Origin of the sequence: Ruegeria sp. (assembly GCF_965221235.1) — a bacterium.
GTDB lineage: Bacteria > Pseudomonadota > Alphaproteobacteria > Rhodobacterales > Rhodobacteraceae > Ruegeria.
In genome coordinates this window covers 156516-181532 of the sequence record NZ_CBDCRS010000004.1, presented here as the reverse complement: position 1 = coordinate 181532, position 25017 = coordinate 156516, and the positions used below count along the sequence as shown (strand labels likewise).

The 25017-nt window shown below is 57.3% G+C and carries 22 protein-coding genes, 1 tRNA gene and 1 pseudogene; 20 read left to right on the top strand and 4 right to left on the bottom strand.

Going from position 1 to position 25017, the window contains the following annotated elements; all coding sequences use genetic code 11:
• Positions 1-14: 14 nt before the first annotated feature.
• Together ACOQOY_RS03935 and miaA are read right to left on the bottom strand one after the other, a co-directional pair.
• A complete protein-coding gene (locus tag ACOQOY_RS03935) occupies positions 15-1685 on the bottom strand; it encodes an ABC transporter substrate-binding protein (protein WP_420584183.1) in 1671 nt (556 codons plus the stop codon).
• 323 nt (positions 1686-2008) lie between these two features.
• Entirely contained in the window at positions 2009-2902 is an 894-nt protein-coding gene (miaA, locus tag ACOQOY_RS03930; protein ID WP_420584182.1) for a tRNA (adenosine(37)-N6)-dimethylallyltransferase MiaA, read from the bottom strand.
• A gap of 96 nt (positions 2903-2998) precedes the next feature.
• Between miaA and pyrH the strand changes: the two genes are divergently transcribed.
• From pyrH to ACOQOY_RS03880, 10 genes and pseudogenes are all read left to right on the top strand, one after another.
• The gene (gene pyrH, locus ACOQOY_RS03925; protein ID WP_420584181.1) at positions 2999-3751 is read left to right on the top strand and encodes a UMP kinase; all 753 of its coding nucleotides are present in this window, start codon (positions 2999-3001) and stop codon (positions 3749-3751) included.
• Between the two features lie 244 nt (positions 3752-3995).
• Positions 3996-5222 carry an aminotransferase class V-fold PLP-dependent enzyme gene (locus tag ACOQOY_RS03920; protein WP_420584180.1) on the top strand — a complete coding sequence of 409 codons (1227 nt, stop codon included), beginning with the start codon at positions 3996-3998 and terminating at the stop codon, positions 5220-5222.
• A gap of 48 nt (positions 5223-5270) precedes the next feature.
• Positions 5271-6692 (top strand): cryptochrome/photolyase family protein, encoded by a 1422-nt coding sequence (locus ACOQOY_RS03915; protein ID WP_420584179.1) that lies wholly within the window; start codon positions 5271-5273, stop codon positions 6690-6692.
• Positions 6693-6761: 69 nt separating this feature from the next.
• Positions 6762-7970: a class I SAM-dependent methyltransferase gene (locus tag ACOQOY_RS03910; protein ID WP_420584178.1), complete on the top strand. Its 1209-nt coding sequence runs from the start codon at positions 6762-6764 to the stop codon at positions 7968-7970.
• A gap of 16 nt (positions 7971-7986) precedes the next feature.
• Entirely contained in the window at positions 7987-8427 is a 441-nt protein-coding gene (locus ACOQOY_RS03905; protein ID WP_420584177.1) for a TrgA family protein, read from the top strand.
• A gap of 22 nt (positions 8428-8449) precedes the next feature.
• Positions 8450-9565: an NUDIX domain-containing protein gene (locus tag ACOQOY_RS03900; protein WP_420584176.1), complete on the top strand. Its 1116-nt coding sequence runs from the start codon at positions 8450-8452 to the stop codon at positions 9563-9565.
• A 69-nt stretch (positions 9566-9634) separates the two neighbouring features.
• The gene (locus ACOQOY_RS03895; protein ID WP_420584175.1) at positions 9635-10669 is read left to right on the top strand and encodes a cysteine synthase A; all 1035 of its coding nucleotides are present in this window, start codon (positions 9635-9637) and stop codon (positions 10667-10669) included.
• Positions 10669-13101, top strand: coding sequence for a DUF3772 domain-containing protein (locus ACOQOY_RS03890; RefSeq protein ID WP_420584174.1), 2433 nt, complete (start codon positions 10669-10671; stop codon positions 13099-13101). The genes ACOQOY_RS03895 and ACOQOY_RS03890 overlap by 1 nt, the downstream gene beginning before the upstream one ends.
• An 89-nt stretch (positions 13102-13190) precedes the next feature.
• A tRNA-Ser gene (locus ACOQOY_RS03885) sits at positions 13191-13280 on the top strand.
• A gap of 27 nt (positions 13281-13307) precedes the next feature.
• Positions 13308-13535: pseudogene (locus ACOQOY_RS03880) on the top strand (IS6 family transposase); the annotation flags it as partial.
• Positions 13536-13631: 96 nt separating this feature from the next.
• Here ACOQOY_RS03880 and ACOQOY_RS03875 read toward each other — a convergent pair.
• Both ACOQOY_RS03875 and ACOQOY_RS03870 read right to left on the bottom strand, forming a co-directional pair.
• Positions 13632-14351, bottom strand: a complete 720-nt coding sequence (locus ACOQOY_RS03875) for a glutathione S-transferase family protein (protein WP_420584173.1) — start codon at positions 14349-14351, stop codon at positions 13632-13634.
• Positions 14338-14946, bottom strand: a complete 609-nt coding sequence (locus ACOQOY_RS03870) for an NAD(P)H-dependent oxidoreductase (RefSeq protein ID WP_420584172.1) — start codon at positions 14944-14946, stop codon at positions 14338-14340. The genes ACOQOY_RS03875 and ACOQOY_RS03870 overlap by 14 nt, the downstream gene beginning before the upstream one ends.
• A gap of 124 nt (positions 14947-15070) precedes the next feature.
• On the opposite strand from ACOQOY_RS03870, the gene ACOQOY_RS03865 reads away from it, so the two are divergent.
• The 10 genes from ACOQOY_RS03865 (at position 15071) to ACOQOY_RS03820 (ending at position 25012) form a co-directional block, all read left to right on the top strand.
• Positions 15071-15442, top strand: coding sequence for a winged helix-turn-helix transcriptional regulator (locus ACOQOY_RS03865; RefSeq protein WP_420584171.1), 372 nt, complete (start codon positions 15071-15073; stop codon positions 15440-15442).
• 29 nt (positions 15443-15471) lie between these two features.
• Positions 15472-15879, top strand: a complete 408-nt coding sequence (locus ACOQOY_RS03860; protein ID WP_420584170.1) for a VOC family protein — start codon at positions 15472-15474, stop codon at positions 15877-15879.
• 43 nt (positions 15880-15922) lie between these two features.
• Complete coding sequence (locus tag ACOQOY_RS03855) at positions 15923-16744, top strand: TauD/TfdA dioxygenase family protein (RefSeq protein ID WP_420584169.1); 822 nt, start codon at positions 15923-15925, stop codon at positions 16742-16744.
• Positions 16745-16974: 230 nt separating this feature from the next.
• Positions 16975-17976 carry a Gfo/Idh/MocA family protein gene (locus ACOQOY_RS03850; protein ID WP_420584168.1) on the top strand — a complete coding sequence of 334 codons (1002 nt, stop codon included), beginning with the start codon at positions 16975-16977 and terminating at the stop codon, positions 17974-17976.
• Positions 17976-19547: an acyl CoA:acetate/3-ketoacid CoA transferase gene (locus tag ACOQOY_RS03845; RefSeq protein WP_420584167.1), complete on the top strand. Its 1572-nt coding sequence runs from the start codon at positions 17976-17978 to the stop codon at positions 19545-19547. Before ACOQOY_RS03850 ends, ACOQOY_RS03845 begins: the two co-directional genes overlap by 1 nt.
• Positions 19544-20311 carry an enoyl-CoA hydratase/isomerase family protein gene (locus ACOQOY_RS03840; RefSeq protein WP_420584166.1) on the top strand — a complete coding sequence of 256 codons (768 nt, stop codon included), beginning with the start codon at positions 19544-19546 and terminating at the stop codon, positions 20309-20311. Before ACOQOY_RS03845 ends, ACOQOY_RS03840 begins: the two co-directional genes overlap by 4 nt.
• Positions 20312-20315: 4 nt before the next feature.
• Positions 20316-21839 carry an aldehyde dehydrogenase family protein gene (locus ACOQOY_RS03835; protein WP_420584165.1) on the top strand — a complete coding sequence of 508 codons (1524 nt, stop codon included), beginning with the start codon at positions 20316-20318 and terminating at the stop codon, positions 21837-21839.
• Positions 21840-21895: 56 nt separating this feature from the next.
• Positions 21896-23146: an ABC transporter substrate-binding protein gene (locus ACOQOY_RS03830; RefSeq protein ID WP_420584164.1), complete on the top strand. Its 1251-nt coding sequence runs from the start codon at positions 21896-21898 to the stop codon at positions 23144-23146.
• A gap of 91 nt (positions 23147-23237) precedes the next feature.
• The gene (locus tag ACOQOY_RS03825) at positions 23238-24131 is read left to right on the top strand and encodes a carbohydrate ABC transporter permease (RefSeq protein ID WP_420584163.1); all 894 of its coding nucleotides are present in this window, start codon (positions 23238-23240) and stop codon (positions 24129-24131) included.
• Positions 24131-25012 (top strand): carbohydrate ABC transporter permease, encoded by an 882-nt coding sequence (locus tag ACOQOY_RS03820; protein WP_068340098.1) that lies wholly within the window; start codon positions 24131-24133, stop codon positions 25010-25012. Before ACOQOY_RS03825 ends, ACOQOY_RS03820 begins: the two co-directional genes overlap by 1 nt.
• Positions 25013-25017: the final 5 nt, after the last annotated feature.

Sequence of the window (25017 nt, the reverse complement as noted above, 5' to 3'; positions counted from 1 at the left end):
GTTGGCTGGTGGGTTTAAGCTGCCCAGCCCCACTTATAGTGGTGGTGTTCGAAGGCGACGTGCATATCGGTGCCGACCAGACCGTCTTTCATGTGACGGTAGAGCGAGCGCCAGTATGGCTGGATCGTTACGCCTTCTTCCTGAATCATAGCTTCGCCTCGGGCGACAACTTCGCGGCGCTTGTCGGCATCCGCAATGGCCAGAGCTTCGGCGAGGATGGCGTCGAACTCTTCGTTCGCCCAACCAAACTCGTTCCAGGCTTCGCCCGACTTATAGGCCAGCGCCCAGATCTGAACGCCCAGAGGACGCGGGTTCCAGTTGGTCGAGCTGTACGGATATTTCGCCCAGTCGTTCCAGAAGGTGTTGCCCGGCAGAACCGTACGCTTGACCTTGATGCCCGCGTCGCGCAGCTGCGCAGCGACGGCATCCGTGGTGTTGCGGCGCCAGTCATCGTCGATCGAAATCAGCTCGTGCTCATAATCGGCCATACCGGCCTCTTCCATCAGCTTGAGCGCGGCAGCCGCATCCACCTTGCGTGGCGGCAGTTCGTAATAGTCCGGGTGGATCGGGCCAACATGGTGGTTTTCCGCAGGCGAGCCACGGCCGCCATAACCCAGTTCCAGACAGATCGCATTGTCGACAGCCATGGCCAGCGCCTGACGCACGCGTTTGTCGGCGTAAGGCTTCTTGCCGTCAACTTCGGCTTGCTGGTTGGGACGGATCACGATGGTCGCCATCGTAACAACTTCGGATTTCACATAGCCAAGGCCGTCCATCACGTCGATGAATTCACCGACCGATTCATACAGCATGTCGACTTCATCCGATTCCATCGCGGCCAGCCAGGCCGAAGGATCGGTGCCGTAGTCGATATACTCAACACGGTCGAGTGCCGGACGACCGAACACTTCTTCGCCCCACCACGTGTGGTCTTCGTTGCGCACCATGATGGCTTTGACGCCGACTTCCAGTTCCTGCATCAGGTAGGGGCCGGTGCCGACATTGTTCAGCAGGTCGTTTTCACTGAACGATTGGTGCACGATTGCCGCCGGGTAGTCGGACATGCCCGGAATCAGGGTGATGTCAGGTTTCGGCAGGTTCAGCTGAACCGTAAGGTTGTCCACAACCTGAATGCTGCCTTCGATGGCCTGGCCGGTATCGTCGTCTACCAGCGTGCCAAAGCGACCCGCCATCGAGTTGGTTTCCGAGCTCTTGTCACACCAGCGCGCGATATTAAAGGCCACGTCGTCGGCGGTGAAATCGTCGCCATTGTTCCACTTCACACCCGGGCGAACCTTAAGTGTGTATACGGTGGCGTCGTCGTTGATTTCCCAGCCTTCCAGCAGCATGCCACGGAACGAACCGTCCGAGTTGTACTCGACCAGATATTCTAGTGTGCCGCGGCTGAAGTTGGCGATCTGCGACCAGTCATAGGTGCGCGGATCCTTGAGGGCGCGCACTTCCTGCTGAACGCGAATGGTGCCGCCCTCTTTCTTGGCATCTTCGCCCTCGGCGCGTGCTGGTGTTGCCAGGCCGATCATTCCATAGGCGCCTGCGGCTGTGACACCCAGACTTGTGGCGCGGGTCAGAAACTCGCGCCGGCTCAGTTTGCCGTCCCGATATTCCTGAGCGTGCATTTCCGCCGCCCAGTGAACCGGTGCTCCGGTAAAAGTTTGTTTGGTCATTAACGTCGCTCCCTGTGACATTTATTTTTTTGAAGAGGATCAGAACCGCTCAAACCGAAATGTGCCGGTCAGCAGGTTCTTGGAATTCTCGTTGGATACTGAACATCCCCATACCGACATTCCGCCCTAGAAATTGAGTCAGGTCAATGTATGAAAACGTCGCTCATAGCACAAAAACGACATGGCGCGGGGCTGTTTAAGCTTTGACTTAGCGTATGCAGGGCGATTCTTCGCAATGTATACAATCGTGAACCGGAAATAATTGTTTAAAGGGGGAATCGTTCTTACGGCGATTCACCAAAAGAACTTAACATCTGCATGTATCAGTCTGAGAATCTTACTGGATTCCATTTCTGCATCCGCGCGCGGAACCACGTGCGCTGGCGTTTGGCCAATTGGCGGGTGGCAATCGTTGCGCGATCTCGTGCCGCGTCCAATGTCAGCCGACCGTCCAGATAGGCCAGAAGTTCGGGAACTCCGATTGCCTTGAATGCTGGCAGCGCCGGGTCATAGAGATCGCTCATCGCTGCAACCTCTTGCAGGGCGCCGGTCTCAAGCATCTGGTCAAACCGCCGGGTGATGCGATCCAGAAGCCATTGTTTATCCACATCAAAAACAAGAGGCACGGTGTCGGCCAGGTCCAGAACCGGAGGCGGGGTATCCTCTTGCCAATCGCGCAAGCTGCGCCCGGTGGCCTGCTGCACCTCCCAGGCCCGTTGAACGCGCGCACGGTTTTGCGTGTCGATCCGTTCCAGCGTTTGGGCATCAACCCCTTTGAGCAACGTCGGAAGGTCCAGAGTGTCAGCCTCGGCCCGGACTTGCGGCGGCGTTGCGGGTATGTCCGCCATTCCTTCGGTCAGCGCGGTGAAATACAGACCCGTACCTCCGACGATGATCGGGCGCTGCTGACCCGTCAGCAAGGGTTTTACATCGCGCAGCCAATGACCTGTGGAATACTCCTGATCGTAGGTGACGTGCCCGTACAGTTGATGTGGCGCGCGGGCCTCTTCTTCGACCGACGGGCGGGCTGAAATCACACGCCAACAATCATAGACCTGACTGGCGTCCGCGTTGACGATCACTCCGCCATGGGTTTCCGCAATCTGCAAGGCCAGCGCCGATTTGCCCGAGGCCGTTGGCCCGGCAATCAACACTGGCTTATCGTCGGGAATAGGGGGCAGGCGGTCCAAAATCTGCGAAGTTTGCCTATTGGTCATCCGTGGCGCCTTAATCCTCAGCAACCGCATTGAACCTGCGGAGCTTTTGCTTCATTTTGCGCCGGAAAATAAACCCGTGCCAGCCCGGAGCGCAATATGAGCCTTTCCCAGACAGTCGAAACAACTGACAGCCCCACCACGAAATACAGCCGCGTGATGCTGAAGATCTCGGGCGAGGCATTGATGGGGGATCAGGGGTTCGGCCTGCATCCGCCGACCGTTCAGCGCATCGCGCAAGAGGTCAAGTCGGTTCATGATCTGGGCGTCGAAATCTGCATGGTCATCGGCGGCGGCAATATCTTCCGGGGTCTCAGCGGCTCGGCGCAGGGGATGGAGCGGACAACCGCCGACTACATGGGCATGTTGGCCACGGTGATGAACGCGCTGGGGATGCAGTCGGCGCTGGAAGAGATCGGGGTGTTCACCCGTGTCATCTCGGCCATTCGGATGGATGAGGTGTGCGAGCCCTATATACGCCGCCGCGCCGTGCGTCACCTTGAGAAGAAGCGGGTCTGCATCTTTGCTGCCGGAACCGGCAACCCCTATTTCACCACGGATACCGCCGCGACGCTGCGCGCCAATGAAATGGCGTGCGAGGCGATATTTATGGGCAAGAACGGCGTGGATGGGGTGTATGACAAAGATCCCAAGGCCCACGCAGACGCTGTGCGCTATGACACGGTCAGCTATGACGACGTGCTGGCGAAGCGTTTGAAAGTCATGGACGCCTCGGCCATCGCGCTGGCACGCGACAACAACCTGCCGCTGATCGTGTTCGGCCTTGATGAACCCGGTGGTTTCCGCGGGATTTTGGCGGGCGAAGGGACCTATACCAAAGTTCAGGGCTAGACGGCCTAAAGAAATAGTGAGAAGCCGGGCCTGAGCGCCTGGCTTTTTCATGTTGTTTAGGCACGTTGCGTGCTTGACGATTGCTGTAGCTCAGGGCTATCTGACGCCGTTCCTGTGTAAAACAAGGACTGTCGGCACCCGCTAGTGTCGACTGGGCTGGAAGACCTGCCATGGTTTCTGAGGGTTCCGAAATCATGCTCGGGCACCTCTTGGATTTACGAGCATGATTTAGGAGGCACGTGCCATGAGCACTCTGGACATCAATTTCGTTCGGTCGCAGTTTCCGGCCTTTTCCGAACCCAGCTTGCAGGGGCAAGCATTCTTTGAAAACGCAGGTGGATCATATACCTGCAAGCCGGTGCTGGATCGCCTAACCCGTTTCTACACACAACGCAAAGTGCAACCCTACAGTGCCTATGATGCCAGCCGTTTGGGTGGTGAGGAAATGGACGAGGCCCGCGCCCGCATGGCAGCAATTCTGGGCGTCGACACTGATGAGCTGAGCTTTGGCCCCTCGACCACGCAGAACACTTATGTTCTGGCGCAGGCGTTTCGCCAGTGGATGAAGCCGGGCGAAGCCATTGTTGTCACCAATCAGGATCACGAGGCCAATTCCGGCCCCTGGCGTCGACTGGCCGATGAGGGCATCGAAATCCGCGAATGGCAGATCGACCCCGAGACCGGATCGCTGAACCCGCAGGATCTTGAGAACATGCTGGACGAAAAGGTGCGTCTGGTCTGCTTCCCGCATTGTTCCAACGTGATCGGAGAGATCAATCCCGTCACCGAAATCACCGCCATTGCCCATGCGGCTGGTGCGTTTGTCTGCGTGGATGGCGTGTCCTATGCGCCCCATGGCTTCCCGAATGTTGGCGATCTGGGGCCGGATATTTACCTGTTCTCGGCCTATAAAACCTATGGCCCGCATCAGGGCTGTATGGTCATTCGGCGAACATTGGGTGAGTTGCTGCCCAATCAGGCGCATTATTTCAACGGCGACGTGCTGTATAAGCGTTTCACTCCGGCAGGCCCGGATCACGCCCAAATCGCGGCGAGTGCCGGTATGGCGGACTATGTCGATCTGCTGTGCGATCATCACAACGGCCCTGAAACCGGCGCGACTGCGCGCGGCGCTTTTGTGCATGACCTGATGCGCGGGCAGGAGGTTGATCTGCTGCAACCCGTGCTGGACGCGGTCAAAGATCGCAACGCTGTGCGCCTGATCGGCACCTCGGATGCAGCTCGTCGTGCGCCGACCGTGGCGCTGTCGCTGAGCCGCAACGCAGAAGCCGTGGCTGCTGATCTGGTGAAACACGGGATCATGGCGGGCGGAGGTGACTTCTACGCCGTACGCCCCTTGCAGGCGATGGGCGTTGACACCGCGCAGGGTGTACTGCGGGTCAGCTTCACGCACTACACCTCGCAACAGGAAATTGATCAGCTTTTGAACGCACTAGACGACGTTTTGTGATCCAATCTACGCTCGGGTTCGTAGAACCAAGAAAACACCCGGGCGGTTATGGAAAGCACTCAGTCACCGATTATCATGTGGTTCCGGCGGGACTTGCGCCTGTCGGACCATCCAGCGTTAAGCGCGGCGGCCCGAACCGGTCGTCCTATCCTGCCTGTCTTTATCCTTGATGACCTCGTGCATGGACTTGGAGCTGCACCTAAATGGCGTCTTGCACTGGGGCTTGAGAGTTTTGCTCAATCGCTGGCGCAGACCGGCAGCAGGTTGATCCTGCGGCAGGGGGATGCCCTGACCGTGTTACAGCAGTTGATCGCCGAGACAGGCGCGACAGCGGTTTACTGGTCCCGCGCCTATGACCCAGACTCCATCGCGCGTGATACCCAAGTCAAAGCCGAACTGACCAGACAGGGTATCGAGGCCATCTCGTTTGCGGGCCACTTGCTGTTTGAACCCTGGACTGTGGCCACCAAAACCGGACAGCCGTTTCGCGTGTTTACCCCGATGTGGCGCGCGGTTCAGGACCGTGAGGTCGCATTGCCCGATCCCGCACCGACGTTGAACGCGCCGACACAATGGCCAGCGTCAGACGATTTGACCTTGTGGAAACTGGGGGCGCAGATGAACCGAGGCGCGGCAGTTGTCGCGCCCTACGTACGCCCGGGTGAACCCGCAGCCTTTGAAGTTTTGCACGGATTTCTGGACCGAATGTCCCGGTACTCGGATCATCGCGACCGGTTGGACAAGGATGGGACCTCGGACCTGTCCGAATATCTGTCGTTGGGGGAAATCGGCCCACGCAGTGTTTGGCACACCGTGCAGCGAGCGGCCATGACGGGTGTGCAGGGAACCGATGCATATCTGCGGCAACTGGTGTGGCGCGAGTTTGCCTATCACCTGATGTACCACACGCCGCAATTGTTAAGCGGGAATTGGAGGCCCGAATGGGACGGTTTTCCGTGGAATACGGATGTCGGTCATCCAAACGTCACCGCGTGGCAACAGGCGCGTACTGGCATTCCCGTGGTGGATGCCGGATTGCGTCAAATGTACGTGACCGGACGGATGCACAATCGCGCGCGCATGATTGTCGCCAGTTATCTGACCAAGCATCTGATGACGCATTGGAAAATCGGTATGGATTGGTTCGCCGACTGCCTGATTGACTGGGACCCGGCGGCCAATGCGATGGGATGGCAGTGGGTGGCAGGCTCTGGCCCCGACGCATCCCCGTTTTTCCGCATCTTTAACCCTCTGACTCAGCAAGAGAAATTTGACCCAAGTGGCACGTACCTACGGCGATGGATCGCCGAAGGGCAGGCAGAGCCTTCGGCCACTGCGCTGTCTTATTTCGATGCCGTGCCACGATCATGGGGTCTTGATCCCAGCGCGGCGTACCCGCCGCCTGTGGTCGAACTGGCCGCTGGACGGGCGCAAGCTTTAGCGGCCTATGAAGGCCGAAAAACCGGGTAAGGAACTGAAAACTTGCCAGAAACACAAACTCGGCCTAGCCTGAGCCCACGACCGCACAGGGGAGAGCGGATGATCCTAACAACGACCGAAGGGCAGAAGAATCTGCCCAGATACTTTGCTCAAGTCTTCAAGATGCTGAACCGGATGGAATCCGGTCAGTTGGACATCGCGTTACCGGATGGGCGCATCTTTCGATCCGAAGGGGGAAAACCCGGCCCGCTGGCACGGGTCGACATTCATGACCCGGACGTATTTGCCCGCCTGATCCGTGAGGGTGAACTGGGCTTTTCGGATTCCTACCTTGAAGGCGGTTGGAGCACCCCCGACCTGCGTGCGTTCATGGATCTGGTGCATCTGGGTACAGAAACGGTCTATGACGACTTCACCGGGAAGTTTCTGGTACAGGCTTATGAGCGCCTGCGGTTCTGGCTGCATCGCAATAACCGTAAACAGGCCAAGAAAAACATCTCGTATCATTACGATTTGGGTAATGATTTCTACGGGTTGTGGCTGGATGATACGATGACCTATTCCAGCGCACTGTTTGAAACGGGGCAAGAAAGTCTGGAAAAGGCGCAGACCGCAAAATACGCAAGTCTGGTCGATGAGATGGGCGCAAAACCCGGTGATCATATCCTGGAGATCGGTTGCGGCTGGGGCGGGTTCGCCGAATATGCCGCGAAAGAGCGTGGCCTACGGGTCACAGGTTTGACGATCAGTCAGGAGCAGTTGAGCTTTGCCAAGCAACGAATTGAAAAAGCAGGGCTTTCAGATCTTGTTGAGTTCAAGTTGCAGGACTATCGGGATGAGCGCGGCCAGTATGACGGCATCGCGTCTATCGAGATGTTCGAGGCGGTTGGTCAGAAGTACTGGCCCGTCTATTTCGAAACCGTCCGCGACCGCTTGAAACCCGGAGCGCACGCCACACTGCAAATCATCACCGTGGCGGATCACCGCTGGGAGATTTACAAGAACGGCGTTGATTTCATTCAGAAATATATCTTTCCGGGCGGAATGCTCCCGGCTCCGTCTGTCCTCAGACAGCAGGTGAAAGACGCCGGTCTGGATGTGGTGAAATCACGGGAATTCGGCAAAAGTTATGACCTGACACTGCGGCGTTGGTACGAAACGTTCAACGACAAATGGGACGAAATTGCTGAGATGGGCTTTGATGAGCGTTTCCGCCGCATGTGGAACTATTATTTAACTGCATGCGGCGCGGCCTTTGACACCGGTAACTGCGATGTGACACAGATCACTATAGCAAAACCCGGTTAAGAAACGGAAATTTCGAATGCCCAGTGCTCCGCGACTTGTAGCAGCAATTTGTTTGTTGGTGGTGGCCTTTCTGGTTTCAGGCATGATCATCAGCAACGGGGAAGAGGGTAAAAGCTATGGCGCTTTCACCTACGTCAACATGGTGCTCGGCATTGTCTGCGGCTGGATTATCATGGGTAAGCGGGCAGGACGTGGATGGACAGCGGCCGTCAACAATGGCTTGACCGGCGTTGCCTCGTTGGTTTTTTGGGGGCTCTTCGTACAAGGTTGCTACGAGATGTTCCGGCTGGCCATGCGCCATCGCTATGATGGCCCCTTCGAGGCCCTGCTTGGTATTTTTCAAATAGGTGTCGAATACGGTCAGCAATTGCTGGTCCCGGAAATTCTGTGGACTTTGGCGATCGGGGCACTTATCGCGGGGCTCGCAACCGAGGAAGCCAGCCGTCGCTGGCGCTGAGTAAGAGCCGCGAGTATCAATCTTGTCTGATCTGTTTTTCTACGGAACATTGCGCCATGTTCCATTGCTTGAACGTGTTTTGGGGCATGGGGCCGACACGTTGAAAGTGTCCGATGCTGCGTTGGCAGATCACTCTGTGCGAGCTGTGCAGGGCGAGATTTTCCCGATGATACAGCCGGAAACAGGCAGCTCAGCTGACGGTCTGTTGGTGCAGGGCCTTTCCGATGTCGATCTGGAGCGGTTGGCTTACTATGAAGGTGGCTTTGACTACGGCCTGCAAAACCGGATGGTCACGACGCGTGAAGGCGCATTCGTTCAATCGCAGGTATTCTTCCCCGAGCCGGGAAAATGGGTGCCGGGCGAAGAATGGTCTCTGACCGATTGGGTCGAGGGTTGGGGTGACATCGTGACCTTGGCGGCTGAGGAAGAGATGGCTTATTTCGGTCGCATTGCGCCTGAGGTGATGCTCCGCAGTACACGTGCCATTCAAACCCGGGCCTGGGCCAAGCTGTTGGCCCGTAAACGCAGAACAGGTGAGCCGAGGGACATCGACAAGGACGTTATCGTGCATCGCCACAAGCGGGCCTATGTTGACTATTTTGGGATGGAGGAGATCGACCTTCAACACCGGCAACACGATGGCACCATGGGGCCGGTTCTGCACCGCGCCAGCCTGTTGCAAGGCAGCGCCGTAGCCGTTCTGCCGTATGATCCGGTTCGGGACAGGGTCCTGATTGTCGAGCAATTCCGGCCTCCGGTCTTTCTGATCGACGACCCCGAGCCGTGGTTGTGGGAAGCCGTCGCAGGGATGATTGACCCCGGCGAAACACCCGAGCACGCGGCCCATCGCGAGGTCATGGAAGAGGCCGGTGTCAGCCTGAAGGCCCTCGAATATGCTGGTGGGGCCTATAGCAGCGGCGGGTCTTCCACGGGCTATATGTGTCTGTATGTCGGGCTTGGTGATCTGACGGAAACCACCACCACTGGCGGGCTGGCCTCGGAAGGCGAAGATATTCGGACCGAAATCCTGCCCTTCGAGGCCTTTATGGAGCGCGTGGATGGCAATGATTTCAAGGATTTACCCCTGTTGACTTTGGCCCATTGGCTGGCACGTCACCGGGACCGGCTGCGCGCATGAGGATCGCCGCTTGTGGTTGCCGCACGGCATCTGTAAATCTTCGTTGATATGTAAAGAAATGAGGGCGCCATGCGCATTGCACGAGACCTTGCCGACGCAGTCGGGAAAACACCGCTGATCCGGCTGAAGCGCATCAGTGAAGAGACCGGATGCGAGATCCTCGGCAAGGCCGAGTTCATGAACCCCGGTCAATCGGTCAAGGATCGCGCGGCGCTGTATATCATCAAGGACGCCATTGCGCGGGGTCAGTTGAAACCCGGCGGCACCATTGTCGAGGGTACGGCGGGCAACACCGGGATCGGCCTGGCGCTGGTCGGTGCGTCTATGGGGTTCAAAACGGTGATCGTGATCCCGGAAACCCAGTCCGAAGAAAAGAAGGACATGCTGCGCCTTGCGGGGGCGCAGTTGGTGCAGGTTCCGGCGGCACCCTATCGCAACCCCAACAACTTTGTGCATTACTCGCGCCGTCTGGCCGAGGAACTGGCGCAGACCGAACCGAACGGCGCGATTTGGGCGAACCAGTTCGACAACGTTGCCAACCGTCAGGCGCATGTCGAAACCACGGGCCCTGAGATTTGGGAGCAGACCGGCGGCAAGGTCGATGGCTTTGTCTGCGCCGTGGGCTCGGGCGGTACACTGGCCGGTGTGGCCGATGCGTTGCAGCCCAAAGGCGTCAAGATCGGTCTGGTCGATCCGATGGGCGCAGGGCTTTATTCCTATTACACAACCGGTGAGATCGCGATGGAGGGCAGCTCGATCGCAGAAGGTATCGGTCAGGTGCGCATCACCAAGAACCTCGAAGGGTTCAAACCGGACTTCTCGTATCAGATGACCGATAACGAAGCGCTGCCTTACATTTTTGATCTGCTGCGCGAAGAAGGTCTGGTCATGGGCGGTTCAACTGCGATCAACATGGCGGGCGCGGTGCGTCTGGCCAAGGATCTGGGGCCGGGCCACACCATTGTGACCATCCTGTGCGACTACGGTACGCGCTATCAGTCCAAACTGTTCAATCCGGAATTCCTGCGCGAAAAAGAACTGCCGGTGCCGGATTGGATGACCGAAGCCCCGCGCAGCATCCCCGGCGTTTTCGAGGACGTGTGATGTTTCGGCAGGTCCGCCTGTTTCTATCGCTCTTTCTGGTTTGTTTTGCTCTGTTGGGCGGTCCTGCTGCCGCTCAACTGAACGATAGGCAAAGCGAATACTACCAGGACTGGTTGGATACGGCGGATCGTGCAGAGGCTGAGATCGAGGCGGACCGGACGTCAAACGCGGCGCTGGAAAACCTGCGATCTGAAATTCACACGTACCGGGACGATTTCAATCGCGCCCGCAGTGCGAATACAGACCGCATTCAGACGCTGGACGCACAGATCAAGGCACTGGGGCCTGCGCCAGAAGGCGATGCGACGGAACCCAAAGAGATTGCGGATCTCCGCAAGCATCTGGAAACGCAACTCAGCAGCCTTCAGGTTCCGCAGATCATCTCGGAAGAGGCTTTTAGTCGGGCCAACGGTCTGATCAGTGAAATTGACCAACTGCTGCGCGACCGGCAGAAGAAAGAGCTGCTAGAGCGCGGGCCATCCCCTCTGAACCCTGTTTATTGGGGCCCCGCGTGGTTCGATCTTGTCGAAGCGGTGCGAGGGCTGGCCGCTGAATCCTCGCACAACCTCAAATCCAATATCGTCAAAGACCGGCTTAGCAATCGTGGTTTGGGCATCCTGGCTTTGACCGTCGCTGCGGGTATTTTGCTGCTGTACGGCCGGTATTGGTCGGAGCGGGCAGGGGAATACATGCGCGGTCTGGGCGGTCGCGGAATGGGCGTCTGGTCCTTTCTGGTGTCGCTGCTGCGCATCGTATTGCCATGGCTGGGCGTATGGCTGCTGGTGCAGGCCATTGTCATGACCGGCGTGTTGGGGCTGCGTGGGACGCTGCTGATCCAGAATGTGCCTTATTGGGCTGCGCTTATTTTCTATTACGACTGGATTGGCAGGCAGGTGCATGTCTCGCAGGCGGCCCAGAATTTCAGTCGTCTGTCCCGCAAAAGTGTTACCCAGCTGAGGGTCTATCTGGATGTGCTGGCGATTTTCCTGATCGCTTATGAGTTCGGGTTGCTGTTCGACCAGATCGAAAACATCTCGGACGCGACCCGTGCAGTCATCAGCTTTCCGGTTGTTGTTGGCACCGCGCTGGTCTTGCTGCGCATACGCCGGATAAACACAAGTGAACCCGCCCCCGCAGACGGAGAGACCGCAGAGACCGCGCGAAGCTCGGGTCTGACGCAGATTATGAATTTTCTGCGCAGGGCTGTGTTCCTGCTGGGCATGGTCAGCCCGGTTCTGGCGGCTGTGGGTTACACAAACGCCGCTGAGGCAATTGTCTTCCCGGCGGTCAAGACGCTGGTACTGTTCGCGGCACTTGCGATTTTTCACCGCTTTATCACGTCGGTCTACGGCTGGCTCAGCGGGCAGGGTGAGGCGGCGCGGGATTCTCTGTTTTCTGTGCTGGCCGGGTTTATCATCGCAGTTCTTACACTGCCGGTTCTGGCACTGTACTGGGGCGCGCGCGAGACCGACCTGCTTGAGGTCTGGTCCCGTCTGTTGCTGGGGTTCGATATTGGTGGCGTCACCATTTCGCCCAGCAACTTCTTTACGTTCCTTGTTGTGTTTGCCATCGGCTATGGCCTGACACGGCTGTTGCAGAGCGGGCTGCGGAACTCGTTGCTACCCAAAACCAGCATCGACCTGGGTGGCCAGAACGCCATTGCGGCAGGCACCGGCTATGTCGGGATTTTCCTGGCGGCGTTGGTTGCTATTATGGTGGCGGGCTTCGATCTTTCCTCGCTGGCCATTGTCGCCGGTGCGTTGTCGGTCGGGATCGGTTTTGGCCTGCAAACCATCGTGTCGAATTTCGTGTCCGGGATTATCCTGCTGGTCGAACGCCCGATCTCAAAGGGTGACTGGATCGACGTGAACGGGATGATGGGGTACGTGCGCGACATCTCGGTTCGCTCGACCCGGATCGAGACTTTTGACAGGTCCGACGTGATTGTCCCGAACTCGGACCTGATCAGTGGGGTGGTGACGAACTACACCCGCGGGAACACGGTCGGGCGGGTGATCGTTCCGGTGGGCGTGGCCTATGGCACTGATACTCGTTTGGTCGAGAAAATCCTGGGTGAAATTGCAAATGCGCATCCGATGGTTCTGGCCAATCCCGCACCCAGCGTGGTGTTTCAGGGCTTTGGCGCGGACTCGCTGGATTTTGAAATTCGGGCCATTCTGCGGGATGTGAACTGGGTCTTGTCGGTGAAGTCGGACATGAACCATGAAATCAACCGACGCTTTGTTGAAGAGGGTATCGAGATTCCCTTTGCGCAGCGCGATGTGTGGCTTCGCAACCCCGAAACTCTGCGTGTTCCGCCAGCTGCCGAGAAACCGAAATCCGGCCCTGCGCCGGAAAAGATACAGCCTTCGTCAAAACCCACGGACATGACTGAGGCTGACCTTTCCGACGGAGACGGGGACGAATTGTAACGGTGTAGGAGACGGGTCGGGAAAGGTTGAATTTTCCCGTCATTCGCCCCTTGCAAATCCCCCGGCGATGGTCCAAATATCGCCCGCACGGAGAGGTGGCCGAGTGGTCGAAGGCGCACGCCTGGAAAGTGTGTAGGCGGGAAACCGTCTCCAGGGTTCGAATCCCTGTCTCTCCGCCACCCACCCAATTCATCGTGAGAAATTGTACGGGCAGGTCGCTCAACAACCGCGTTGAGAATCCGCACCTCTCGCTACTACGAAGCGAACGCGCAATGCAGCGTTTCAGGCGTATGCGAAGTCTATAGAAATTCGCGTCCGTCCATTCCTTTGTCTGCAGCCACGTCAATCTAGAGAGATTGCTCGCCAGCAGAGATGCCTTCAAGCTGAAACGCACCGCCGCTCATGCCGAGTGGGGCGAACTTGGTGCGGCATAAAGGGCAGTTATATTGGCCTGGCTGAGACGAGTTCGAATTTGTCTGACAGCGCAGCGCGTTCTTTCATTTACAACTTAATTCGGGCGTCCACGTGGTTCAGCTTCCTTCAACATCGCTTGAAAAGCGCGCTGCGTTTTCCTTGGCAAAGTCGCTGGCATCTGCGTCGGCGTCCCAGAATTGGGGATTGGCCTTGGGAATGGTCAGCGCTCGCTGCACGGCAGGTCGCGCGTCAATGCGGTCGAACCAAGCATTCAGATGCGGCAGATCCGACACATCCACCCGTGCCCAGACATAAGCACGCGCCCACGGGTACAGCATCATATCGGCAATGGTGTATTCGTCTGCAGCGATCCACTCACGTCCGTTCAAACGTGTATTCATCACCTCCATCAAGCGGCGGCTTTCGTCCACGTATCGGCGGATTGAAAAGGGCTCTTCGTGGCCATTGGGCGCCGCAATGTGCTGAAAATACATCGCCTGTCCCATCATCGGGCCTACATGGCCGACCTGAAACAGAACCCATTGCATGACCTCGGACCGTTTGACCTGATCCGAAGGCAGGAATTTTCCGTATTTCTCGGCCAGATGCCAGAGGATCGCACCGGATTCGAAGATGGCGCGCCCCTCCGAACGATCCTCAATTGTCGGAATCTTTCCGTTGGGGTTCAGCGCCAGATAATCCGGCGCCTTTTGTTCCTGTTTGGAAAAATTGATGTGTGTCAGTTCATAAGGGACACCTGCCTCTTCTAAGAAGATGACCGGCTTGTAACCGTTCATCGTTCCAGCGGTGTAGAGATGAATATCAGGCTGGGACATGTTCGACCTCGGCGAATGTGGTTTTCAGATGCGCGTCAAATCGAGCGAAATCGGCCTCGATTTCCGGGTTCTTCATAACATCGAATGCAGCAAAAGTCGGAAGGGGCTGCATGGCAAAGAACTTTGCGTTCAGGTGCATCGGCGCCAGCAGGTCGTCAACGCTCGCGCCCGCAAAGAAAGGCTCGGACGCATCATCGAACGCTTCTTTCGGGGCGTTGAACGTAACCGACAGCATGTATTTCTTATCGTGTAGCGTGCCGCCGGTACCGTAATTGGCTTTGGGCGCATCAGTTGTTCGACCATCACCTGCGCTCATGCGGCCATCCATGCCCGCCGTGTAAACCTCATCTACGTATTTCTTGAAGATCCACGGAACACCCATCCAATTCACCGGGAACTGCATGATGATTGTATCGGCCCACAGGTGCGCATCGACCTCAGCATTTGCATCATAGCCGTCGGCGACGGTGGTCACGCGCACGTCGTGACCCATTGCGGTCAGCATGCCACGTGCGCGTTCGGCGAGACTGGCGTTCAACTGTCCGGGGGCGAATTCGTAGGGCTGGGTACCGTTCACGATCAGGATTTTACTCATGTCCATATCCTATATGTGCAATCTTTGAACCCTTGACTCACATCGGGTTCGGATAGCATTTGAGAGTGTAGGTAAGGGAAATCAACTAGTATACTTTTGGTAACCTAGTTGTCTGAGCGGAAGGATGACGATGCGCGCACGGATCGAAGAGGATGCCAAAGGGCGCCGACAAGTCTCAGAGGCCTGTCAGGAGCCATGTGCAATCGAACGCGGTATGCGGATCATTGGCGGAAAGTGGACGGGATCGATCTTGTGGCACCTTAAAGATGGCCCAGTGCGCTTCAACGATCTGTCGCGCATGATCGGGGGTGCCAGTAAGAAAATGATCACTGAAAGACTTCGTCAACTTGAAGCGCAGGGTCTGGTTCACCGGCAGGTAATGGATACCGCTCCTGTTTCCGTGCAGTATTCGGTTACTGAATTTGGGCGGACAGCTCTTGGTTTTCTTGAAGAGCTTCGAAAGTGGAGCGAAAAATTGCCTCAAGAGTTAGACTGAACAATCCGATAATATGAGGAAACGAGTCTGTGAGCAGTTTGAAAGCAATCCATCATGCCGCAGTCATTTGTTCGAACTATGAGCGGTCCAAGGCCTTTTATTCAGAAACGCTTGGGTTGGAGATAATTGCGGAGAATTACCGGGCCGAGCGGCAATCCTGGAAGCTGGATTTGGCGCTGCCAGATGGTTCCCAGATTGAGCTGTTTTCCTTTCCCAACCCGCCCAAACGCGTATCCCGGCCCGAAGCGCTGGGTCTGCGGCATCTTGCGTTTGTTGTAGATAATATCGAGGCGTTGAAAGACAATCTGGAACAGAAGGGTGTTCCGGTCGAAGACGTCCGTGTCGATGAATATACCGGACGTCGGTTTACCTTTTTCAGTGATCCAGACGACCTTCCATTGGAATTGTATGAAGCCGCGCCGATTGCGTTGAAGTAATATTTCCCGTTCTTTAGGCTGAGCGAAGCAGGGAGGAAGGCGCATGGAAGTAAAACCTCTCACCGGTGGGTTGGGTGCGGAAATCTTCGGGGCGGACGCCCGGCGTGAAGATCAATTCGACGCGATTAAGTCAGCCTTCGCAGAGTATTCCGTTGTCGTCCTGAGAGGCCAATGCGTTAGCCCGCAAGAGCATCTGACCTTTGCGCGAAGGTTCGGCCCAATCAACGTTAACCGCTTTTTCAAGCCGGTGGATGGCCATCCCGAGATCGCCACGGTGTTGAAAGAGAAGGATCAGAAAGAGGCTGTGGGAGAGGGGTGGCATACGGATCACTCTTATGATCAGGAGCCTGCCATGGGCTCAATCCTGCACGCCCTAGAGGTACCGCCCCATGGCGGTGACACGTTGTTTGTGTCGATGGCTGCCGCCTACGAAGCTTTGTCGCCCACGATGCGTGGTTTCCTAGATGGTTTGTGGGCGGTGCATTCCTCTCGCCATGTCTTTGGAGCCAGCATCATGGACACAGAAGCCGCAACAAGCGGCCGGTTGGGTAATGCCGAATCCGCCACGCAAGACGCTTTGCATCCCGTTGTCATCACGCATCCGCTCAGCGGTCGGCGAGGGTTGTTCGTCAATCCTGTGTTCACGACCGAAATCAAAGGCTTGAGCGCGGATGAGTCTGCCGCGGTGCTGGCTATGATTTATGATCATTGTAAGCAGCCCGAATTCCAATGCCGCCTGCGTTGGCAGGAAGGGGACATCGCCATTTGGGATAACAGAGCGACGTGGCACAAGGCGATCAACGACTACCATGGGTTTCGTCGCCTTATGCACAGGGTAACGGTGGAAGGGGTCGGACTGACGTAATGATGTAAGTGGCGCGCGGCGAACTTCTGCGACTCAGTCGGAGTACCGCCATGCCGTGAAACCCTTCGATTCCCTGTGATCGGTTCGGACGAGGCATCGGGCGTCGCGATTTAGGCCATGTTTTCTTGCCTTCAAAGCACGTGCAGAGTTTTTGCTTGTTAAAGTTGGAACGTTCCAGTAAATGATTTGGAACGTTCCAATTGTGCGGACGACGATAGTGGGGAAAACAAATGAACTGGGCATTTGTCGGAGCGAGTACGATAGCTTCGCAATATATGTTGGACGCGGTGCGTCAGCAGGCAGGCAACGACGTGACCTGGGTCGTCAGCAATTCCCCTGACCGAGTGCAAACCTGGGCTAAAGAACACGGTATTCCCAATGCAACCACGGACCTGAACGCGGCGCTGTCTGACGATGGCGTGAAAGCCGTCTACATTTCCTCCACAAATGAGAAGCACCATGGTCAGGCGATGGCTGCCATCGCGGCTGGTAAGCATGTTCTATGTGAAAAGCCGCTTGGAATGACTCAGGCAGAAGCCGTCGAAATGGTGCGGGCCGCCGAAAAGTCAGGCGTAGCATTCGGAACCAATCACCACCTGCGATGCTCTGGAAGCCACCGCGCAATTCGTGACCTAATTGCAGCCGGGCGCGTCGGAGACGTTCTCTCGCTGCGTATCCATCATGCAGTGCATTTGCCGGGCAACTTGCAAGGGTGGCGTATCAACTCTGCCGATGCTGGTGGCGGAGTAATCCCTGATATCGTTGTTCATGACGCGGATGTCACCCGCTTCCTGCTCAATGAAGACCCGGTGTCGGTCGTCGCGCAAATGGCCAGTTCCGGGATGGGGCAGGGCGTCGAAGACTCCTGTATGTCTGTCTGGACGATGCCCTCGGGCGCAATGGTCATGACGCATGAAAGCTTTACGCATCCGTTTGCCGGATCGGGGCTTCAAGTACACGGAACCAAGGGTTCGATTTTTGCGGATGGCGTCATGACGCAGCGCCCGGTTGGGTCGATCAATCTGGTGACTGAAGCCGGAAGCGAAGAGATCCCGTTTTCGGATCATTCTCTCTACGTTCAGGGCGTATCAGAATTTGTCGCCGCGACCGCCGGCGAAGGTCGCCCGGTGGCTGACGGACCCGATGGCGTGAAATCGCTGTCCGTTGCGCTTTGCGTGCGTGAAGCCGCCGCCTCGGGCCAGCGCATCAATGTAGATTATGGTGGCTTCTGATGACTAAGCTCGTTTCTGTTTCCGAGGCGGTTTCTCGCATCCCGGACAATGCAGTCGTCACTGTGTCATCGTCTTCGGCTCTGGGCTGCCCCGACCTTGTTCTCAAAGCACTGGGAGAGCGGTTTCGTTCGGAAGGACATCCTCGCAATATCACAACGCTTCACCCGATTGCCGCCGGCGACATGTATGGTGTGAAGGGCATGGAGTATCTGGCGCAGGATGGTTTGCTCGACCGTGTTCTGGCCGGTTCTTACCCGTCGGGTCCCTCCAGCCTCGAGATGCCGGAAATCTGGAAGATGATCGTCGAGGATCGGGTGGCCGCTTATAACGTGCCGTCTGGGATCCTGTTCGATATGCATCGCGAAGCCGCAGCGCACCGCCCCGGTGTTCTGACGCAAGTCGGGCTTGAGACATTCGTCGACCCTGTGCGCGAGGGATGCGCGATGAACGCGCGTGGTGCAGCCGCACCCATCGTCGCGAGAAGAGAGTTCGACGGGCAGACCTGGCTGCACTTTCCAAACATCAATCCGAATGTTTGCGTTCTGCGCGCAACAACGGCGGATGAGTTCGGCAACCTGACTTATGAACACGAAGGGGCTTATCTGGGCGGGTTGGAACAGGCGATCTGTGTTCGAAACCACGGTGGGTTGGTGATTGCACAGGTTCAGCGGGTTACCGCGGCAGGCAGCCTGCGCCCGCATGATGTTCGCGTTCCGGGGCATTTGGTTGACCTGATCATCGAAGACCCCGGGCAGATGCAAACAACCGAAACGCCCTATGATCCTGCCATCTCAGGCCAGATCATGCGTCCTTGGGACAGCTTTTCGCTGGCTGAGCATGGTGTTGAAAAGGTCATCGCGCGCCGTGCTGCTCAAGAGTTGCGCACAGGCATGAGTGCCAATCTGGGCTTCGGCATCAGCGCCATGGTGCCGCGTATTTTGTTGGAGGAAGGGCACCCTCAGGCCGTTACTTGGGCGATTGAGCAGGGGGCGGTTGGCGGTGTCCCATTGACCGGGTTTGCCTTTGGCTGCGCATCCAATGCACATGCTTTCGTGCCGTCACCGCAGCAGTTCATTTACTTTCAGGGTGGTGGGTTCGACATGTCGTTCCTTTCGTTCCTTGAGGTCGATGTTGAAGGCAATGTCAACGTCTCCAAATTGGGTAAGAAACCCTATCTGACCGCAGGATGTGGCGGCTTTGTCGATATCACGGCGCGGGCCAAAAAGATCGTGTTCTCGGGCTGGTTCGAAGCCGGTGCCAAGATCGACCTGACGGATGACGGTATTCGCGTGAATGCCCCCGGAAAGTTCACCAAAATGGTGGATCAGGTCGAGCATGTCACATTCTCGGGCCGCCGCGCCCGCGAAACCGGTCAGGATGTGCTTTATGTGACAGAACGCTGCGTTATTCGCCTGACCGAACAGGGGCTGGTCGCAACGGAAATCATGCCCGGTATCGCGGCGCAGCGCGACATTGTCGAAGCTTCGGGCGGCCGCGTCAAAGTCGCCGAAAACGCGGTTCAAATGCCCAAATCGCTGTTCTCAGAAGGCCCAATGGGGATGTCCTTGTGAGCAATCTCGGATTTCATATCGAAGGTTCGACCGCTGTCTTGACCTTGGACAACGTGGCTAAGTTGAACGCGTTGACGGTGGAAATGCTCGAGGCGCTTGAGGGTCGCTTGCAAGAGGTCGAGCGTGATCCATCAATTCGTTCCCTCATTCTGACTGGCGCGGGTGAAAAAGCGTTCTGTTGCGGAGCCGATATCCGCGCTTGGGGTGGGCTGAGCCCCGCCGAATTCGCGCGTCATTGGGTCCGTGACGGGCATCGCATCTTTGACCGTCTGGCGCGGATCGGCAAACCGACGATTGCCGCGATCAACGGTCACGCCTTCGGCGGCGGGCTGGAATTAGCAAGCTGCTGCGACCTGCGCCTGATGACCCCTCGGGCAACACTGGCCTTGCCTGAAGCACGGGTCGGGATCGTGCCGGGCTGGTCCGGAACGCAGCGGTTGACCCGTTTGATGCCCGAAGCAGCGGTGAAGGAAATGGCATTGTTCGGACGCCGCATCAACGCAGATCGCGCGCTGGCCGTAGGTTACGCGACCGAGGTGAGCGATGACGTCGTGGCACGCGCGCTTGAGATCACGTCCGATCTGGGTGAGCTGTCGCCTCGGGCCACCGAAATCTCGAAAAACATGATCCATGCAGCGGTCGGTGAAGACGCGCATGCCGTGGTCGAAGCCCTCGGCAGTGCGGCAATCGCAGCCTCGGCAGACCGCGAAGAAGGCGTCGTGGCGTTCATGGAAAAACGAAACCCTACATTTTCGGGCCTTTGACGAAATGAAAGATATAACCATCAACCCTGCTATCCCGTTCGAGCTGCCACCTATGTTTGAGGGTCGGCACTTCATTGACGGAAAATGGCATGATAGTGCTTCGGGTGAGACGTTTGAGCGTCGGTCCCCGTCACATGGTCACATTGTAAGCCGTTCTGCAATGGGCGGAGAGGTCGAGACCGAAGCTGCCATTCAAGCTGCACGCAAGGCTTTCGACAGCGGTATCTGGAGCCGCGCATCCGGCAAAGAACGGGCAGCGGTTCTTCTGAAAGTTGCAGACCTGATCGAGCAGAACGTCGACCGCATTGCCCTGATCGAAACGCTGGAGAGCGGCAAGCCGATCAGCCAATCCAAGGGCGAGGTGAGCGGTGCTGCAGACCTTTGGCGTTATGCAGCTTCATTGGCGCGCAGTACGCACGGCGACAGTCATAGCACTCTCGGCGCAGACATGATGGGTGTCGTGCTGAAGGAGCCCATCGGTGTCGTGTCCATCATTACGCCATGGAACTTCCCGTTCTGGATCCTGAGCCAGAAACTGCCCTTTGCATTGGCCGCTGGTTGCACTGTTGTTGTGAAGCCGTCTGAGATGACACCGTCAACAACCTTGATGCTTGCCGAGCTGTTGGTCGAAGCCGGTTTACCCTCAGGTGTCTGCAATGTCGTTTTGGGCTACGGAGTTCCGGTTGGCAGCGTGATGTCGAGCCATGACAGCGTGGATATGATCAGCTTTACCGGTTCGACCGCGGTAGGCAAGAAGATCAGCGCAGTAGCATCGGATACGCTCAAAAAGGTCGCGCTTGAGCTTGGGGGTAAGAACCCTCAGGTCATCTTTCCCGATGCCGATCTGGATGCAGCGGCGGATGCCGTTGTTTTCGGCGTCTATTTCAATGTCGGCCAGTGCTGCAATTCAAGCAGTCGCATCATTGTGCACGAAGATATCGCCGACGATTTCCGTGAGCGTGTCGTTGCCTTGTCGCGCAATGTCAAATTCGGCGATCCTTTGGACCCGACGACGCAGGTTGGAGCTATCGTAACACCTGAGCACAACTTAAAAATCGACGCGTATGTCAAACAGGCACAGGCGTCCGGTGCGACTATTGATCTGGGTGGTGAGCCGCTGGAGGTCGAAGGCCTCGGTGCTCAGTTCTATCAGCCGACGGTGATTTCTGACGTCTCGCCCGACATGCCCATTGCCCGTGATGAGGTATTCGGGCCGGTTCTGTCCGTTTTGACTTTCAAAACACTGGACGAAGCCATCGCGCTCACCAATGATAGCGCTTACGGTCTGTCGGCAGGGGTCTGGAGCACAAACGTCCACACCTGTCTTGAATTCGCCCGACGCGCAGAAGCGGGCACGGTCTGGACCAACACCTGGATGGACGGGTTCCCCGAGGTCGCCTTTGGGGGCGTCAAACAATCCGGGCAGGGGCGGGAAATCGGACGTTACGGGTTCGAGGAATTTTTCGAGGTTAAATCGGTAGTCATGCGGATCGGTAACAGCCGGTCACCATGGGTGTCGCAAGACTGAGCGGTGCGCCGTTAGGTGCTCCATTCAAGAAGATCGCATTTAGGGAGGAAACAACAATGCGTAAAATGCTGAGAACAAAGTCGGTAATTGTGGCCGGGCTGCTGTGTACATCCAGCCTGGCGCAGGCCGAAGAAGTTGAGGTTCTGCACTGGTGGACTTCTGGCGGTGAAGCCGCAGCGCTGAACGTTCTGAAGGATGACCTGTCCGGCCAAGGCGTAGGCTGGACTGACATGCCGGTTGCAGGTGGCGGCGGCGAGCAGGCGATGACCGTCCTGCGCGCTCGCGTAACGGCAGGCAACGCGCCGACAGCTGTTCAGGGCCTTGGTTTCGACATTCAGGATTGGGCCGCTCAGGGTGCATTGGCGGACCTGAACGACGTCGCCGCTCAGGAAGGCTGGGACGACGTGGTGCCAGACGCTTTGAAGGCGTTTGCAAAATACGATGGCAAGTGGGTTTCGGCGCCGGTGAATGTTCACTCGACCAACTGGGTTTGGGCAAACAAAGCGGTGTTGGACGCCAACGGCATTGCACAGCCCACCAACTGGGATGAGTTTGTCGCCGCTGTTGAAGCACTGAAAGCGGCTGGTGTGACCCCGATCGCGCATGGCGGTCAGGCTTGGCAGGACGCAACCGTGTTCGATGCCATCGCAATGTCGACCCTTGGACCGGACGGTTACAAAGCGGCCTTCGTTGACCTGAATGAAGAGGCGCTTGGTGGTGACGCCATGAAAGAAGCGTTTGATCGTATGGCCTTTATTCGCGATAACGTTGACGAGAACTTCTCGGGTCGCGACTGGAACTTGGCGACGGCAATGGTCATCAACGGCGAGGCCGGCTTCCAGATGATGGGCGATTGGGCCAAGGGCGAATTCCTGAACGCGGGCAAGGTACCGGGTGAGGACTTCCTTTGCTTCCGCTTCCCCGGCACTCAGGATCAGGTCACCTTCAATGCTGACCAATTCATGATGTTCGATCAGGGCGGTGCGGTTTCGGCTGAACAGGCCGCGCTTGCCAGCGCCATCCTGTCGCCGTCCTTCCAGATTGCCTTCAACAAGGTGAAGGGCTCTGTCCCTGCGCGCACGGATGTGGATGGCAGCGAGTTGGACGCATGTGGCCAGCAAGGCATGAAAGACCTGGCGGCTGCGGCATCTTCCGGAAATCTGTTCGGGTCGATGGCACACGGCCACGCGGCGCCCGCTTCGGTCAAGAACGCGGTCTATGACGTCGTCACGGCGCATTTCAACGGTGAATATGACAGCGAAACTGCCGTGGTTGAACTGGTCGACGCTGTGTCTATCGCCAAGTGATCCAGTGATCCTCCCGATGGGGCGGCTTTAGGGTCGCCCTGTCCCAACAGGGTGTTCAACGCCTAAGTTTCTACTCGCAGGAGGGCGCGCCATGGCTGTTTCAGCCGACGCGGATTTCAAGACTCGCCTTCAGAACTGGATCCCTAAACTGGTCCTGTCTCCATCAATCGCGATGATGACGGTTTTTGTTTACGGGTTCATTCTGTTCTCGGTCTATCTGTCCTTTACCGACAGCCGCATTCTGCCGACCTTTGGATGGGTCGGCTGGGAGAACTATGACAAACTATGGCGGCTGAGCCATTGGGAAACCTCGCTGATCAATATGGGGATCTACGCGAGCCTCTATATCGTGATCTGCACTTGCCTTGGGTTGGGTCTGGCAATCTTCCTCGATCAGAAAATCCGCGGCGAAGGTCTGTTGCGCCCGATCTACCTATACCCGATGGCGCTGAGCTTCATCGTCACCGGAACCGCGTGGAAATGGTTCCTCGACCCCGGCATCGGTCTGGAAAATGTCATGCATTCCTGGGGTTGGACCAGTTTCGAGTTCGATTGGATCAAGAACCGAGACTATGCCATCTATACGGTGGTACTGGCCGCGGTTTGGCAAACCAGCGGGTTTGTGATGGCGATGTTTCTGGCCGGTCTGCGTGGCATCGACAACGAAATTCTGCGCGCGGCGCAGATGGATGGGGCCTCGAACTGGAACCTCTATCGTCGGATCATCATCCCGCAGCTGCGCCCTGCGTTTCTGTCGGCCTTCGTGATCCTCAGCCACCTTGCGATCAAGACCTTTGACCTTGTGATCGCCCTGACCGGAGGGGGGCCGGGCCGTGCAACCGAACTGCCCGCAACCTTCATGTATTCCTACACGTTCACGCGGAACCAGATGGGGATCGGCGCGGCCTCGGCCACGATCATGCTGATGACCATTGCGGCGATCATGATCCCCTATCTCTACGCCGAATTGCGGGAGAAACGCTGATGTCCCAAGCAACTCAGGATACCGCAATCCGCACCGGCCGCGTCACGCGCACGCTGATCTATCTGGTGCTACTGCTGTTCGGGCTGTTCTACCTGCTGCCGCTCTATGTCATGCTGGTAAACTCGGTCAAACCACTGGAAGAGATCACGGGCGGCGGCATGATGAACCTGCCGCAGGTCTTTACGATTGAGCCGTGGCTGAAGGCATGGTCCTCGGCCCAGATCGGCGTCGATCCGACGGGTCTGAAGCCCTACTTCTGGAATTCGATCAAGATGGTGGTTCCGGCGGTGATCGTCTCGACCATCCTTGGCGCGCTGAACGGGTATGTGCTGACCAAATGGCGCTTCAAATATGACACGATCCTGTTCGGTCTGATGCTTTTTGCCTGCTTCATCCCGTTCCAAATCGTGCTGATCCCGATGGCGCGGATGCTGGGGATCATTGGTCTGGCCGGTACCACATGGGGTCTGGCGCTGGTGCATGTGGTCTATGGGATCGGCTTCACTACGCTGTATTTCCGCAACTATTATGCCGTGTTCCCGACCGAGCTGATCCGGGCGGCGCAGATCGACGGGGCCGGGTTCTTTCAGATCTTCTGGCGCATCCTTCTGCCCAGTTCTGGGCCGATCGCTGTGGTGTCGATCATTTGGCAGTTCACCAACATCTGGAATGACTTCTTGTTTGGTGCCTCCTTCGCCGACGCCAACAGCCAACCGATGACCGTGGCGCTGAACAATCTGGTGCAGTCGTCAACCGGTGTGAAGGAATACAACGTTCATTTCGCTGGCGCCATTCTGGCCGCCATGCCAACTCTGCTCGTCTACATCGTGGCCGGTCGATACTTCGTCCGCGGCCTGATGGCGGGTTCGGTGAAAGGATAAAGTCC

Excerpts from the sequence above, each read along its gene's own strand:
- ACOQOY_RS03870 (WP_420584172.1), bottom strand. The coding sequence starts at position 14,946 with ATGAGTAAAATCCTGATCGTGAACGGTACCCAGCCCTACGAATTCGCC.
- ACOQOY_RS03865 (WP_420584171.1), top strand. The coding sequence starts at position 15,071 with ATGACGATGCGCGCACGGATCGAAGAGGATGCCAAAGGGCGCCGACAA.
- ACOQOY_RS03855 (WP_420584169.1), top strand. The coding sequence starts at position 15,923 with ATGGAAGTAAAACCTCTCACCGGTGGGTTGGGTGCGGAAATCTTCGGG.
- ACOQOY_RS03910 (WP_420584178.1), top strand. The coding sequence starts at position 6,762 with ATGATCCTAACAACGACCGAAGGGCAGAAGAATCTGCCCAGATACTTT.
- ACOQOY_RS03825 (WP_420584163.1), top strand. The coding sequence starts at position 23,238 with ATGGCTGTTTCAGCCGACGCGGATTTCAAGACTCGCCTTCAGAACTGG.
- ACOQOY_RS03820 (WP_068340098.1), top strand. The coding sequence starts at position 24,131 with ATGTCCCAAGCAACTCAGGATACCGCAATCCGCACCGGCCGCGTCACG.
- ACOQOY_RS03835 (WP_420584165.1), top strand. The coding sequence starts at position 20,316 with ATGAAAGATATAACCATCAACCCTGCTATCCCGTTCGAGCTGCCACCT.
- ACOQOY_RS03920 (WP_420584180.1), top strand. The coding sequence starts at position 3,996 with ATGAGCACTCTGGACATCAATTTCGTTCGGTCGCAGTTTCCGGCCTTT.
- ACOQOY_RS03905 (WP_420584177.1), top strand. The coding sequence starts at position 7,987 with ATGCCCAGTGCTCCGCGACTTGTAGCAGCAATTTGTTTGTTGGTGGTG.
- ACOQOY_RS03915 (WP_420584179.1), top strand. The coding sequence starts at position 5,271 with ATGGAAAGCACTCAGTCACCGATTATCATGTGGTTCCGGCGGGACTTG.
- ACOQOY_RS03875 (WP_420584173.1), bottom strand. The coding sequence starts at position 14,351 with ATGTCCCAGCCTGATATTCATCTCTACACCGCTGGAACGATGAACGGT.
- pyrH (WP_420584181.1), top strand. The coding sequence starts at position 2,999 with ATGAGCCTTTCCCAGACAGTCGAAACAACTGACAGCCCCACCACGAAA.
- ACOQOY_RS03850 (WP_420584168.1), top strand. The coding sequence starts at position 16,975 with ATGAACTGGGCATTTGTCGGAGCGAGTACGATAGCTTCGCAATATATG.
- miaA (WP_420584182.1), bottom strand. The coding sequence starts at position 2,902 with ATGACCAATAGGCAAACTTCGCAGATTTTGGACCGCCTGCCCCCTATT.
- ACOQOY_RS03895 (WP_420584175.1), top strand. The coding sequence starts at position 9,635 with ATGCGCATTGCACGAGACCTTGCCGACGCAGTCGGGAAAACACCGCTG.
- ACOQOY_RS03830 (WP_420584164.1), top strand. The coding sequence starts at position 21,896 with ATGCGTAAAATGCTGAGAACAAAGTCGGTAATTGTGGCCGGGCTGCTG.
- ACOQOY_RS03890 (WP_420584174.1), top strand. The coding sequence starts at position 10,669 with ATGTTTCGGCAGGTCCGCCTGTTTCTATCGCTCTTTCTGGTTTGTTTT.
- ACOQOY_RS03935 (WP_420584183.1), bottom strand. The coding sequence starts at position 1,685 with ATGACCAAACAAACTTTTACCGGAGCACCGGTTCACTGGGCGGCGGAA.
- ACOQOY_RS03845 (WP_420584167.1), top strand. The coding sequence starts at position 17,976 with ATGACTAAGCTCGTTTCTGTTTCCGAGGCGGTTTCTCGCATCCCGGAC.